The organism is Leptospiraceae bacterium (assembly GCA_016708435.1).
In the GTDB taxonomy this organism is placed as follows: Bacteria; Spirochaetota; Leptospiria; order Leptospirales; family Leptospiraceae; genus UBA2033.
Map to the genome: position 1 here is coordinate 650,191 of JADJFV010000001.1, position 11,556 is coordinate 661,746.

Genomic DNA, 11,556 nt, shown 5'->3' on the forward strand with positions numbered 1-11,556 from the left:
AAATGAATTTTTTAAAAAGACATTCGAGAAAACCTTTTTTAAGTAAGATTAGTTCTTATATAGAAAACTCTGTTTCTCAATTATTACTGGCAATTTTAGTTGGAATAAATTTATTTGCGACGAATATTTCTGCTAGCGAAACAGCACTCGATGTGGGAAAATTAAACAGTGACTCGATACCATTGACTCCATACATTTCCATTTTAGAAGATCCCAGCCACAATTTATCTATTACTGATATTCAAAAAGCGGAATATAGTTTTCAATTCAAAAACACCTTTTCCTCGTCGAATGCACTTAATTTAGGTTATTCGCGCTCTGCGTATTGGCTTCGTTTTGAATTAACAAATCCAAGTGAAAAATCTTTGGAGAGGATACTTGAAATTAGCTACTCTCGCATTGCCCACATTCATTTCTACCAGCCATTAACCAATGGAATTTATAATTCAATCCTAACTGGTAATGCCGCTCCTTTTCCTTCTCGTCCACATCCAAATCGATTCTTTGTATTTCCAATTGCAGTGCCTGCTCATTCAGTGCAGATTTATTTTATTAGAATTGAATCTCCTACAGACCTACTCATTCCCGCAAAACTTTGGGATCCGCACGCATATGAGATTTACGAGAGAAATGATTATTTGACTCAAGCTTGGTATTTTGGAATGGCATCTGCAATGGTATTTTTTAACTTACTAATTTTTCTTACCTTATGGGATCTCGTTTACTTATTATATATCTCATTTGTAACAAGTGCTGCCATTACTCTAGCCGCGCAAAATGGATTAGCAAAAGAATTTCTCTGGCAAAACTCAATGTTCTGGTCAGAAATAGATTCAATGGTAGGTTACTGTATTTCTTTACTCACTCTATTGCTATTTATGCGGCAAATGCTAAATACCTGGAAAATTATTCCCAAAATCGACTTAGCTATTAAAACACAAATAGGGTTACTTCTGATTAGTCCCATTGGCTTAATTACTTCATTTCAGACATTTATTAAACCGGTTATACTACTTTGCCTTATCACAATTATAATGGTAATAAGCACAAGCGCTCTCTGTTCCATAAAACGACAACGGAGTGCCTATTTCTTTGTTGTTGCATTTTTAATGCTGTGCGTAGGTGGCATAATGATGATTATGCGCAGCTTTGGACTCATTGCAAGTAATGTAATTTCAACCAATGGATTGCAATTTGGTTCTGCATTAGAAATGCTTTTATTAGGTCTAGCTTTAGCAGATCGTTTTAATAACATCCGCAAAGAAAAAGAAAAAGCGCAAAAAGAAGCACTCGAAGCACAAAACTTATTACTCGAGAATCTGAAATCTCAGGAGAGGTTATTAAAAGAAAGAGTAGAAGAGCGCACAATAGCACTTTCAAAAAGTAACTCTGCCCTTGTAGCGGCTAACGTCGAATTAGAAGAAAAAAGATTACAGTTAGAACAGCTTGCTGTAACAGACAGGCTAACAGGACTTTACAATCGATTTATGCTTGATCATGTTTTGGAAACCGAGCTATATCGAAGCCAATACCATTCCAGTCAATTCACTTTAGTGTTACTCGATATAGACCATTTTAAATTAGTGAATGATAATTATGGTCACCCAGTGGGAGACCAAGTTCTTGTAGAGTTTGCACGTTTGCTTACAAATAATGTTCGACACATAGACATTACCGGTCGATGGGGTGGAGAGGAATTTCTTATAATTTGCCGCAACACAGAAATGGTTACAGCCAGAACGTTAGTAGAAACATTGCGCGATCGAATATCGCAACATACCTTTCCTGTCATAGGAAGTAAAACATCTAGTTTTGGAATCACTGAGTATAAAAAAGGAGACTCAATTATGCAAATGATGTCTCGCGTAGATAAAGCCCTTTATCGCGCCAAAAGAGCCGGACGAAATCGCATTGAATGCGAGATATGACTTTTTAGTAATGGATAAATTTATTCGGTAAAAATAGAAAGTAAAATTATGAGTAAAATTCAATATAACCTTTCAATCCTAGAAGCAGAGCTAATACATATTAATCTCATATTACCATTATTTAACAAATACAGAAAGTTCTACGAAGTAGAAAATAGACCAGAAGACGCAAAAGCATTTATCCAAGAGAGAATAGAGAAAAATCAATCCAAGATTTTCTTGGCGATGCAAGAAGAAAAGGCAATCGGATTCACGCAATTATATCCTTCCTTTTCATCCCTATCTCTTAAATCAGTCTGGATATTAAATGATTTATACGTAGACGAAGACTTTCGTAAGCAAGGCGTGGGAAAATTGCTATTAGACGCAGCAAAAGATTTTGCAGTCAAGACAAAAAGCAAAGGTCTTACTCTTTCTACAGGAATACAAAACGAAGCAGCACAAAGCCTCTATGAAGAATACGGCTTCATTCGCAATGAACATTTCTATGAATACTTTTTGTTTTTCTAATATTATTCTTAAGTTGACAGCATTAGTAGCAAGGTTCACAATCAATAAAAGGATTTTAAATTAACCTTAATCAGATTTAAGAAGGATGCATCCAATGAGCCTGGAAGATAACAAACAAATCGTTCGAAATTACTTTGAATTCATTAACAAAAAAGAGAATCAAAGTGCTTTTGATTTGCTAAGTGATGATATAAATTGGTGGATTTTAGGTAGCACAAAAGTTTCGGGGACCAAAGACAAGCGGCTAATCACTCTTGGCTTCAAAATGATTCAACGTGCATTTGAACACATTGAATTTATCTTACATGATTTCACTGCAGAAGAAAATCGCGTTGCCGTTACAGCGGAGTCAAAAGGTAAACATTCAAACGGGAAAGAGTATAACAACCATTACCATTTTCTTTTCACAATCGAAAATGGTAAGGTTATTAAAGTTAAAGAATATCTAGATACAGAACATGCTTCTTGGATCGATGCAAAGTGATATACTACTTTGCTACGAATAATGTCTTGTAGCTCTCTCTATGATTGTAGGCTAAGAATGAGTTTGCGAAAACTAAAAAAATTCCCACCGGTAAACCTTGCATATCCAGAAATAAATGAACTAATAAAATATTTACTATGATCGGCGCAATCACCACTGTAGCAAGAGGAACAAATCTTCCTGACAGAAACATGATTCCACAGATAAGCTCGATTACCTTCACTGTAGGCATCATATAAATCGATGCTTCTAATCCATCATTAAAAACTTTCATTGCACCCATTTGCTCTGGTGGTGTAATGAGCTTAAACAAAAAGTAATTGAGCCAAATAGGAATAACGCCCCCATTAAACTTCTTACAACTATCACTGCTATTTTCATAAATTAATCTCCTAAAATTTATTCTTTTTTTATCGCTAAAAATTTTGAACCAACAACTTTTCCTTCGTATGCAGTCTTAAATAACATTTATAATTCAAATTTTTTTTAAGCTTCATTATATGCTTTTTCCAGTGGAGCAACTTCCAGTTTTATCATTTCCATCATGGCATCCATTACAGCCTTTACTTTTGTCGGATTAGAGTCGTTGATAAGTTCCATGAAACGTCTTGGAACAATTTGCCAAGTTAAACCGAATGGATCAGTAATCCAACCACACTGCATTGGTTTTGCACCCGCACTGATAAGCTTATTCCAATATTCATCGACTTCTTCTTGATCCTCACAGTTAACAAAAAGAGAAAAACCATTTGAAAACTGGAAATAGGAACCGCCGTTGTATCCCATAAAATTTTGACCGCCGATTACGAATTCCGCTGAAGTAATTGGACCTTCCTTACCATTGCGCGCAACGTTCTTTATTTCTGAATCAGGGAAGGTTGAAGTGTAGAATTCTATTGCAGCCTCAAGTTGATCATTAAACATGAGGAAGGGTGTAATTTTAGACATAGTTGTCTCCTTTATATTTTTGTATTTTTTTTGTAGTGCAATGCAATGACACCAGTTTGAAATTTTTTCGTACTGATGAGATCGAGCTTGAAGACTATTTTTAGATTGAAATGTTTCAAATAACCTCGGACCTTTTCCGGCAACGATTGGTTGAACTACAAAATGGTATTCGTCAATCAAACCAAGATCGGACAATTGGGAAGCTATACTCAAACTTCCTACTGCGATATCTTTGCCAGGTTTATTTTTCAAAGCGATCAATTCTTCTGCGATGTTTCCGCGAACGATTCTTGTTTTGTTTTCGGAAACTTCTTTTAATGTCGTTGAGAATACTAATAAATCAAGAGAGTCAAATACACGAGCAAATTCATTGCTAGACTCATCATCTGATTGGCTCTTAGCAACATCTGGCCAGTAAGGCACCATCAATTGGTATGTTTTTCGACCATAGAGAATAACATCTGTTTTCCGCAACAGTTCAGTAAAATAGTTGTGCAATTCTGCATCAGCAATCCCATCTTCATGGCTACAATATCCGTCTGCAGTAATATTGATTCCAAAAACTACTTTTCTCATATTTCTCCTTGCTGAAATGAATGGAGCAATTCATCCAGTCCCTCCATTGCAATTGTTAAACCTTCTTTGAATCCCATTTGTATGATTGCTTCAAGTTGTGTTAAGTCATCATAGCTAATTAGGATTTCTACCAAGGTGCCTTTTTCTATTTTATTAAATTTTGTATTCCAGTTTGATTTCGGTAATTCATTGTTTACCTCTCCATTTGCATCACAAAAACCATCTTCTAAAGTAAAATTTTTTTGATTTTGTATAGACAGGTATTTGGCGAATGACCAGTGCTCTTCTCCTTCTGGTCCAACCATAGCATAGAGCCAAACTCCACCTTCTCTAAAGTCCATAGATTTTGTTTTTGTCTTCCATGGTTTTGGTGCCCACCATTGATCCAGAATTTCGCTTTTTGTAAATGCATCCCATACTAAAGGGAGTGGTGCGGCAAATTCTCTTTTCACGATGATCGCATTATTACTCTTATCCACAACAAAATTCATAAGTAATCTAATAGGCATTTTATTTACCATTTTTTGTTATAATAATATGCATTGCTGCTTCAGAGGGTTTATGCTCTTTTATTTGATAACCAAGATCTGCCAAATCAATTCCATAAAAAAGATTTTCTCCTTTTCCTAAAAGCACCGGTGATACTGCTAAATGCATTTCGTCGATTAATTTCTTTTGTAGATATTGGCGAATTGTATTTACTCCCCCACCGATACGAACATCTTTACCGTTAGCCGCTATTTTGGCTTTTTGTAATGCTACTTCAATTCCCTCAGTGATAAAATGAAAAGTAGTTCCTCCCTCCATAACAATAGGCGATCTAGCATGGTTTGTTAATACGAAGACGTCGCAGTGATACGGAGGATTATCTCCCCACCATCCCTTCCACTCTTCATCTTTCCATTCCCCACGAATGGGACCGAACATATTTCGTCCAAGAATCCAGGCTCCAATGTTTTCAAATCCTTTAACAGCAAAATCATTATCAATTCCCATGGTGCCTTCCTGTTTATTGCCTCCATGCATTTTTTGAAATGATTGAGTTGGAAAAACCCATTCATGCAAAGCCATCCCCCCCATACCCAATGGATTTTCCAAACTTTGATTTGGTCCCGCTCCATATCCGTCAGCCGAAAGTGAAAAACATAAAACTTTTAGTTTACTCATTCTTATTATCCTTTATCCTTGCACGTGATTAGGATTCATCCAGAAAATTTCCCAGACATGCCCATCAATATCTTCAAATGTTCTGCTATACATAAAACCTAAATCCTGCGGGTCTTTTGTTTGCGTCCCACCGGCAGAGATTGCTTTATCTACTAATTTATCTAATGCTTTTTTGCTTTCAGCGGATAATCCGAGTAATGCTTCAACAGTTGTTTTAGTATTTGCAATTTCTTTGGTATTGAATGTTTTAAAGTAAGTTTCAACAAGTAACATAACATAAATTGTATCACTGATAATCATACAAGTTGCATTTTCATTTGTGAATTGTTGGTTAAATGTATAACCAAGTTTTGTAAAGAATTCAATTGATTTATTTAAATCCTTTACCGGTAAGTTTAAAAATATATTTGTTGCCATTTGATTCTCCTTTTTGTCCTCTCAATTTATTATTTATGAAATGATCCTAACCATACAGTGCACATCTAAATCTGTATAGTTTTTATAAACTTCCAAACAGTAACCTTTGGGATCGAGTTTAGGATGTTTGAGTAATTCTTTAAATGCATTCCCAATATTATTTCCATCTTGAAAATGATTTACTATGTACAATGTTGCAAAATTTCCTTTTTCAATTTTAAACTTTTGTAATTCACTATTTGGAATAGTATCAGAGCTTAATACTTCTGCACAAGCCTTGTATTGGATCACTCCTGTTTTATCAGGATGCGAAATTCCGAAATACCTTCTGTTGGGATGATCTGGTAACAAAGCATGTAATTTTTTGTAAGTCACTGGAACGTTATTTGGAAAATCGGGAGATGGTAGGTATACTACGTCAATATCCTTTTCAATTTTGATTTTATCCATTTATTTCATACCAGCTTTAATATATTTAACTAGCTGGTCTATGCAAGTTCCCCAACCTTCGTAAAAACCCATCTCTTCATGTTTCTTGCACTGTTCCACTGTCCAATGTCTTGCGATTGCGGCATATCTTGATTTACCGTTACCGAGGTCTTCAAAGTCTAAACTTGCAACAAGTAAGAAAGGTCTATCAGATGTATCTTCTGTAGGAAACCATCCCGGTAGAAACGCATCCGTCCACACAATACGTTTATTTTTAATTAGCTCCAAGTAAACTCCGGAGTTAGGAAACTCTTCCCCTTCAGGAGATTTCATCATGGTAAAAAATTCTCCACCAACTTTTAAGTCACATCTTGCGTCTATCGTTTGCCAAGGTTTTGGTGTAAACCAGGGAAGTAAATATTTAGGTTCAGTCCAACATTTCCAAAGAAGCTCTGCGGGTGCTTCTACGATTCTTTCTATTTTTAATTCTCTATCTTTCATGTTATTTGCCTGCTTTGATCCAATTGTTAATTATTATCTTGAGATTTTTCGATTTTGTTTTTATATCATTCTGATCTTTAAAGGATGCGACTGCTCTATCAGTAGTTTTCCAAACCAATAATCCTTTATCATCCGCAATCAAATTTTCACTTGGTAGCTTTTGCGTTTTTGCTCCTCGATGAAAAATCAATTGAATTTGAGTTGGTGGATGAATTCGCATCGTTATTCTATCTTGTCCTTCATAACAAAAGTTGGGAGCATTCCATTTAATGTTTTCCGTTAGCCCCTTGTTTGCTTCCAATATAACTTTGCGTAAGTATTCTATTTCTTTTTTTAAAGGATGTTTGAGGTTAAGTAAATACTGGTCAAGACTGCCTTCCTGTTTTGTTGATTTGGAAGTAACTTTTGTTTTATTTGTTAATTCCTCTGCTCTAAACCTTACAATTCGTTTAATCAAATCATAAGGGATTGGTTGATCCAATGGAAATTGAACGGAGCCTTTTCCTTGTTTATAGTTTGCTAGTTCCTTTTTAAATTCTTTATGTCCGGTAGGCGTTGCATAAAATCCAATATGATTTTTAAATCCAGCAAAATGAACCAATGACTTTCCATTTAACTGAAAAGTAGGTATCGCATAACTAATAGTTTCCTCTGCCTTCGGAATTATTTTTTTTATCGTTGCTCGTATTTTTTCTAAAATTTTCTGCACATTGTTAGGAAAGCTTGCGATGTATTCATCAATTGTTTTAAATTTTGTATTCATTTTGTTTTCCTTTTAAAAGCAGAATCAAATGGCTATCTTGCCATGTTTTTTCTTTTAAAATTAACTGCTCAGAATCCGCTTCACTAAACTTAATGGCTTTTAAGGCGTATTTAGCAGCATAAATCGCATGCGTAGCAACATGTGCTGTGGCGCAAGCATGACCTACTGCTCTAGCAGCAAATATTGCTGATTCGAAAGTGGAATTTCTTGCAGAATTATGACATGCAAAGGCTTTTTTTCTAGCCTCTACCATTTTTATTTTATCATTTATCCACAATCTTGCAGTCAAAATTGCATTGACGAGATTAGAATCGTCAGGATGTTCTTTTTCGAAAAGATTCAAAACACGCTCCGCACAATCACAAGCCCATATTGCTAATATTTTATGATTTGCTTTATCGGCAACAATTCGGTCATACTGATTTTTATCCATGGTTAACGAGGCTCTTTATGTTCCTGTTTTTTTGAACATGCACTCATTTTTCCGTAGCCTCGTAGTAAAGCGTTACAGCACTACCACCAAAAGTTTTAGTCTTCACGAGTTTCAAAATAGTTCTGTCGTTTATATTTTCAAATAATGCCTTACCGCTTCCAGCAACAACAGAGTGAACACAAAATTGGTATTCATCAATCAAATTAAGTTTCATTAGCTGTATAATTAAACTAGGACTGCCAACTAAAATGTCTTTAACCGATTGTTGTTTTAGTTCTAAAACTTCTTCTTCAACAGTTCGATTTGACAATCTTGCACTCTTCCATTCTAAATCTTTCAGCGTATGCGAAAAAACTATTTTCGGAATTCTGTTTATTGCAATCGCAAAGTCATTCATTGATTTTTCTTCGGAAGGATTTTCTAATATAGTTCGCCAATATTCCATAAGCTGATAGGTTGTTCTGCCATAGAGTATCGAGTCTGCTTGACTTAATAGATCCGTATAATGCTCGTGCATTCCTTCAACTGGTAGTCCCGCCGTATGATCGCAAATCCCATCCAGTGTCATATTCATAGCTGCAATTAATTTACTCATAGCATTCTCCTTTAAAAAATTTTTTTCATCAGTTTACGCTTATTCATTAGTATCCTCAACATCATAATCCTTTTTCATTTTCTCGAAAAAGATTGAGGCCCCCGTCTGTTCTCTCCCCCAAGAGGGGGAAGGAATAGAATGGGTAACGCCCAAACTATTTTTGTAATTCAGCCAAGTATTCTTCAAACTTAGCAAATGATCCTGCCCAACCTTTACTCATTCCATCCATTGCACCATTGAAGGTAACAATATTCTCGTCATTAGCCTCATACGGTGTCCATATTAAGGTTAATAATGTTTTGCCGCTCTTTTCTTCAAGGGTGATTGTTGTTTTCATTGTGAGAGGCCAAGTGGCGCTCATTGGATGAGAGATGATGTTTCCTTCTGCATCGGCGAAGGATTGGAGGTAAACCAACTTATGCGTTGGATGGATTTCTAAGTATTTTTGTTTGCCCCACATTTCGTTACCGTCTAACGTTCTTTGGCAGTAGTGATTTTCTCCACCTACTTTGAACTCAAACTTTTTGCAGGTCATTGTGAACCCTTGTGGCGAGCCCCACTTTTCTAAATGCGCTTGTTCTGTCCAAGCCTTCCAAACTAAATCTTGTGGAGCGTTAAATTCTCTTGTGATTATAAAATCTTTTAATTCCTCTTTATTTGCCATTGTCCTTCTCCTTTTTTTGTATCTCTTTTAAATATTCATCCAACCGATCAAAGCGCTCTTCCCAAAACTTGCGGTATTGGTCTAACCAGTTGTTAGCCTCATGCAAAGGCTCGGTTTTGAGATGACAAGGCCGCCATTGTGCGTCCTTGCCACGCGTGATGAGACCAGCTTTTTCTAAAACTTTCAAATGTTTGGTGATTGCCGGCATGCTCATATCAAACGGCTCAGCCAATTCTGAAACAGAAGCCTCCCCCTTGGAAAGCCTCGCGAGCATGGCTCGTCTAGTGGGGTCTGCCAATGCCCCAAAAGTCAAACTGAGCTTGTCTGTATCGCCTACATATTTAACCATTTAGTTAATTAACCTTTTGGTAAAATAAGAAAGGTAGGTTTTATTGTCAAATATTTTATATATTTTTAAGGAAGATTTATAAGTATTGAGAAACCTAATAATAGGTAGGAGACAAAATGAAAACAATATCAATGATTATCATGGTAACTTTAATTGCGATCGCTTCCCTTTCTGCAGAAACATCGCAAGAATGCACAAAGAAAGCAATGGATGTAAACAAAGAAGAGAGAAAAGCTTGCGATGCAAAAAAAGGGGACGAAAACAAAGCCTGTAAAAAAGAAGCAGCAGATAAGTTGACAGCAGCAAAACAATCTTGCGCTGAAATTGGAAAAAAATAATTTTAAAATTTAAAATTTAATTAACATAAACCAAGACAATCCTCATAATTAATAGTAAACTAGGTTGACATTATAGTCAACTTAGTTTACTATTAATTCATGCTAGGAAATTTCGAAAACTATAACTCCAACCCGCCAAATGAGCACGAACCACTTGTCTTTCAATTATTTTCTTTGTATAAGGAGATTGAAAAGGAATTATTAAATCAAATCCATACTCAGAACTTTGCGAATCTTACGATGGTTGATATTCAAACTTTATACTTAATCAAACAATCTGGATTCTATGCAAAAAATCTTATCAAGAAAACTGGGACGACTAAGCAAGCCGTTAGTAAAAATATAAATTCACTCGTGAGTAGAAAATATTTATCTTACGTCGAAGACAAAGAAGACGCAAGAGCAAAACAAATTTTAATTACCAAGAAAGGAGAGCGGCTACTTATTGAAGTTTATAGCATTCTTAAAATGATTGAATCAAAATATGAAAACCAAATTGGGAAATTTACCTTCGTTCAACTCAAAATGAATTTACAAAAATTATTGTCCACGCATTCAACTTCGAATTAAACGTTAAAATCTATTTCACAATCGAGCCTTCTTTGATTCCTTCCCCTGGAAATAAAATCACTTCGTCGTTTTCAGCTAACCCTTCGGTTATTGACGCAAATGATCCGCTTCTAACTTCTACTTTTAAAATAGTCTTCTTTGCTTTTCCGTTTACAACTTTATAAACCGCCCATTCTTCTCCTTCCCTAAACATAGCGGAAGATGGGGCTAATATTCGATTATCCTCACGACTTGTTTCAATTTTACAGAGGACTTTGAATCCTTCTCCCATATGCTCCGGGGTTTCAAAATCTATAATTACTCGAACACGCTGCTCTTCTACACCAAGGGAAGAAACTTTTTTATAAGCCTCTGGCTCCACAAGCCTAACCTTCCCGTTTAAGGCATTCCCACCCCAACCTTCGAGTAAAACGGGATTATCTGAATTAATCTTTACCGCCTCTTGAGTAAGAACTTCCGCGACAATCTCCTGCTTAGCCGTGTCACCAATATCTAAAATCGGATTTCCCATCGCAATCGGTCCGGCGCTTTCTCTTTGAACTAAAAGAATTTTTCCTGCGATAGGCGAAAGAACTTCTCTCTTATAATCCCAATCTATTACAGCTACAATTTCTCCCTTTTTAACAACGTCACCTGCATGTTTTTCCACTCGCTTTAAAACTCCGTTCACAGGAGAAAGAATGCTATACTTTTCTTTGACTCTAGAAATTCCTTCTTCTTCTACATACTGAATCAAAGTGCCCCGATGAATCGTAGCCAATTCTGCACTTACCTTCTTTGGCTTAAAAGAAAACCAAACTAAGAAAACAATAAAAAAGATTCCAATTCCATACTGAACATTTCGCATTTTTAAGATTGTTTTTATTTTTTCCGACAAATTCATA

The 11,556-nt window shown here is 35.8% G+C and carries 17 protein-coding genes and 2 pseudogenes; 5 read left to right on the forward strand and 14 right to left on the reverse strand.

Going from position 1 to position 11,556, the window contains the following annotated elements; all coding sequences use genetic code 11:
- The first annotated feature begins 2 nt into the window (after positions 1-2).
- The 3 genes from IPH52_03160 to IPH52_03170 all read left to right on the forward strand — a co-directional run bounded on the left by IPH52_03160 (position 3) and on the right by IPH52_03170 (position 2,922).
- Positions 3-1,928, forward strand: coding sequence for a diguanylate cyclase (locus IPH52_03160; protein ID MBK7054041.1), 1,926 nt, complete (start codon positions 3-5; stop codon positions 1,926-1,928).
- Positions 1,929-1,976: 48 nt separating this feature from the next.
- Positions 1,977-2,438 (forward strand): GNAT family N-acetyltransferase, encoded by a 462-nt coding sequence (locus tag IPH52_03165; GenBank protein ID MBK7054042.1) that lies wholly within the window; start codon positions 1,977-1,979, stop codon positions 2,436-2,438.
- A 94-nt stretch (positions 2,439-2,532) separates the two neighbouring features.
- Positions 2,533-2,922, forward strand: a complete 390-nt coding sequence (locus tag IPH52_03170) for a nuclear transport factor 2 family protein (protein ID MBK7054043.1) — start codon at positions 2,533-2,535, stop codon at positions 2,920-2,922.
- A 4-nt stretch (positions 2,923-2,926) separates the two neighbouring features.
- Here the strand turns inward: IPH52_03170 and IPH52_03175 are convergent.
- From IPH52_03175 to IPH52_03235, 13 genes and pseudogenes are all read right to left on the reverse strand, one after another.
- A pseudogene (locus tag IPH52_03175) lies at positions 2,927-3,303 on the reverse strand (DoxX family protein).
- 105 nt (positions 3,304-3,408) lie between these two features.
- Positions 3,409-3,870 carry a VOC family protein gene (locus IPH52_03180; protein ID MBK7054044.1) on the reverse strand — a complete coding sequence of 154 codons (462 nt, stop codon included), beginning with the start codon at positions 3,868-3,870 and terminating at the stop codon, positions 3,409-3,411.
- Between the two features lie 11 nt (positions 3,871-3,881).
- Positions 3,882-4,446 (reverse strand): annotated as a pseudogene (locus IPH52_03185) (dihydrofolate reductase family protein).
- Positions 4,443-4,955: an SRPBCC domain-containing protein gene (locus IPH52_03190; protein ID MBK7054045.1), complete on the reverse strand. Its 513-nt coding sequence runs from the start codon at positions 4,953-4,955 to the stop codon at positions 4,443-4,445. Before IPH52_03190 ends, IPH52_03185 begins: the two are co-directional and overlap by 4 nt.
- 1 nt (position 4,956) lies before the next feature.
- A complete protein-coding gene (locus tag IPH52_03195) occupies positions 4,957-5,613 on the reverse strand; it encodes a dihydrofolate reductase (protein MBK7054046.1) in 657 nt (218 codons plus the stop codon).
- 12 nt (positions 5,614-5,625) lie between these two features.
- Complete coding sequence (locus tag IPH52_03200) at positions 5,626-6,030, reverse strand: glyoxalase/bleomycin resistance/extradiol dioxygenase family protein (GenBank protein MBK7054047.1); 405 nt, start codon at positions 6,028-6,030, stop codon at positions 5,626-5,628.
- A 33-nt stretch (positions 6,031-6,063) separates the two neighbouring features.
- On the reverse strand, positions 6,064-6,480 hold the full coding sequence (locus tag IPH52_03205; protein ID MBK7054048.1) for a transcriptional regulator: 417 nt from the start codon (positions 6,478-6,480) through the stop codon (positions 6,064-6,066).
- On the reverse strand, positions 6,481-6,960 hold the full coding sequence (locus IPH52_03210; protein MBK7054049.1) for an SRPBCC family protein: 480 nt from the start codon (positions 6,958-6,960) through the stop codon (positions 6,481-6,483). It lies immediately after the preceding gene.
- A gap of 1 nt (position 6,961) precedes the next feature.
- Positions 6,962-7,723 carry a DUF1801 domain-containing protein gene (locus tag IPH52_03215; protein MBK7054050.1) on the reverse strand — a complete coding sequence of 254 codons (762 nt, stop codon included), beginning with the start codon at positions 7,721-7,723 and terminating at the stop codon, positions 6,962-6,964.
- Positions 7,707-8,156, reverse strand: a complete 450-nt coding sequence (locus tag IPH52_03220) for a hypothetical protein (GenBank protein MBK7054051.1) — start codon at positions 8,154-8,156, stop codon at positions 7,707-7,709. Before IPH52_03220 ends, IPH52_03215 begins: the two co-directional genes overlap by 17 nt.
- A gap of 43 nt (positions 8,157-8,199) precedes the next feature.
- Positions 8,200-8,751 carry a dihydrofolate reductase family protein gene (locus IPH52_03225; GenBank protein ID MBK7054052.1) on the reverse strand — a complete coding sequence of 184 codons (552 nt, stop codon included), beginning with the start codon at positions 8,749-8,751 and terminating at the stop codon, positions 8,200-8,202.
- Between the two features lie 154 nt (positions 8,752-8,905).
- The gene (locus tag IPH52_03230) at positions 8,906-9,415 is read right to left on the reverse strand and encodes an SRPBCC domain-containing protein (protein ID MBK7054053.1); all 510 of its coding nucleotides are present in this window, start codon (positions 9,413-9,415) and stop codon (positions 8,906-8,908) included.
- On the reverse strand, positions 9,405-9,764 hold the full coding sequence (locus IPH52_03235; GenBank protein MBK7054054.1) for a winged helix-turn-helix transcriptional regulator: 360 nt from the start codon (positions 9,762-9,764) through the stop codon (positions 9,405-9,407). Before IPH52_03235 ends, IPH52_03230 begins: the two co-directional genes overlap by 11 nt.
- A gap of 116 nt (positions 9,765-9,880) precedes the next feature.
- On the opposite strand from IPH52_03235, the gene IPH52_03240 reads away from it, so the two are divergent.
- Both IPH52_03240 and IPH52_03245 read left to right on the forward strand, forming a co-directional pair.
- Positions 9,881-10,102, forward strand: coding sequence for a hypothetical protein (locus IPH52_03240; GenBank protein MBK7054055.1), 222 nt, complete (start codon positions 9,881-9,883; stop codon positions 10,100-10,102).
- Positions 10,103-10,201: 99 nt separating this feature from the next.
- A complete protein-coding gene (locus IPH52_03245) occupies positions 10,202-10,672 on the forward strand; it encodes a MarR family transcriptional regulator (GenBank protein ID MBK7054056.1) in 471 nt (156 codons plus the stop codon).
- A gap of 10 nt (positions 10,673-10,682) precedes the next feature.
- On the opposite strand, the gene IPH52_03250 is transcribed toward IPH52_03245, so the two are convergent.
- A complete protein-coding gene (locus tag IPH52_03250; protein ID MBK7054057.1) occupies positions 10,683-11,555 on the reverse strand; it encodes an HlyD family efflux transporter periplasmic adaptor subunit in 873 nt (290 codons plus the stop codon).
- Position 11,556: the final 1 nt, after the last annotated feature.

What these genes read in the sequence shown, in the direction of transcription:
- IPH52_03240 (MBK7054055.1), top strand. Translation starts at nt 9,881, where the DNA reads ATGAAAACAATATCAATGATTATCATGGTAACTTTAATTGCGATCGCT.
- IPH52_03250 (MBK7054057.1), bottom strand. Translation starts at nt 11,555, where the DNA reads ATGAATTTGTCGGAAAAAATAAAAACAATCTTAAAAATGCGAAATGTT.
- IPH52_03235 (MBK7054054.1), bottom strand. Translation starts at nt 9,764, where the DNA reads ATGGTTAAATATGTAGGCGATACAGACAAGCTCAGTTTGACTTTTGGG.
- IPH52_03225 (MBK7054052.1), bottom strand. Translation starts at nt 8,751, where the DNA reads ATGAGTAAATTAATTGCAGCTATGAATATGACACTGGATGGGATTTGC.
- IPH52_03230 (MBK7054053.1), bottom strand. Translation starts at nt 9,415, where the DNA reads ATGGCAAATAAAGAGGAATTAAAAGATTTTATAATCACAAGAGAATTT.
- IPH52_03220 (MBK7054051.1), bottom strand. Translation starts at nt 8,156, where the DNA reads ATGGATAAAAATCAGTATGACCGAATTGTTGCCGATAAAGCAAATCAT.
- IPH52_03195 (MBK7054046.1), bottom strand. Translation starts at nt 5,613, where the DNA reads ATGAGTAAACTAAAAGTTTTATGTTTTTCACTTTCGGCTGACGGATAT.
- IPH52_03210 (MBK7054049.1), bottom strand. Translation starts at nt 6,960, where the DNA reads ATGAAAGATAGAGAATTAAAAATAGAAAGAATCGTAGAAGCACCCGCA.
- IPH52_03205 (MBK7054048.1), bottom strand. Translation starts at nt 6,480, where the DNA reads ATGGATAAAATCAAAATTGAAAAGGATATTGACGTAGTATACCTACCA.
- IPH52_03245 (MBK7054056.1), top strand. Translation starts at nt 10,202, where the DNA reads ATGCTAGGAAATTTCGAAAACTATAACTCCAACCCGCCAAATGAGCAC.
- IPH52_03180 (MBK7054044.1), bottom strand. Translation starts at nt 3,870, where the DNA reads ATGTCTAAAATTACACCCTTCCTCATGTTTAATGATCAACTTGAGGCT.
- IPH52_03215 (MBK7054050.1), bottom strand. Translation starts at nt 7,723, where the DNA reads ATGAATACAAAATTTAAAACAATTGATGAATACATCGCAAGCTTTCCT.
- IPH52_03190 (MBK7054045.1), bottom strand. Translation starts at nt 4,955, where the DNA reads ATGCCTATTAGATTACTTATGAATTTTGTTGTGGATAAGAGTAATAAT.
- IPH52_03200 (MBK7054047.1), bottom strand. Translation starts at nt 6,030, where the DNA reads ATGGCAACAAATATATTTTTAAACTTACCGGTAAAGGATTTAAATAAA.
- IPH52_03170 (MBK7054043.1), top strand. Translation starts at nt 2,533, where the DNA reads ATGAGCCTGGAAGATAACAAACAAATCGTTCGAAATTACTTTGAATTC.
- IPH52_03160 (MBK7054041.1), top strand. Translation starts at nt 3, where the DNA reads ATGAATTTTTTAAAAAGACATTCGAGAAAACCTTTTTTAAGTAAGATT.
- IPH52_03165 (MBK7054042.1), top strand. Translation starts at nt 1,977, where the DNA reads ATGAGTAAAATTCAATATAACCTTTCAATCCTAGAAGCAGAGCTAATA.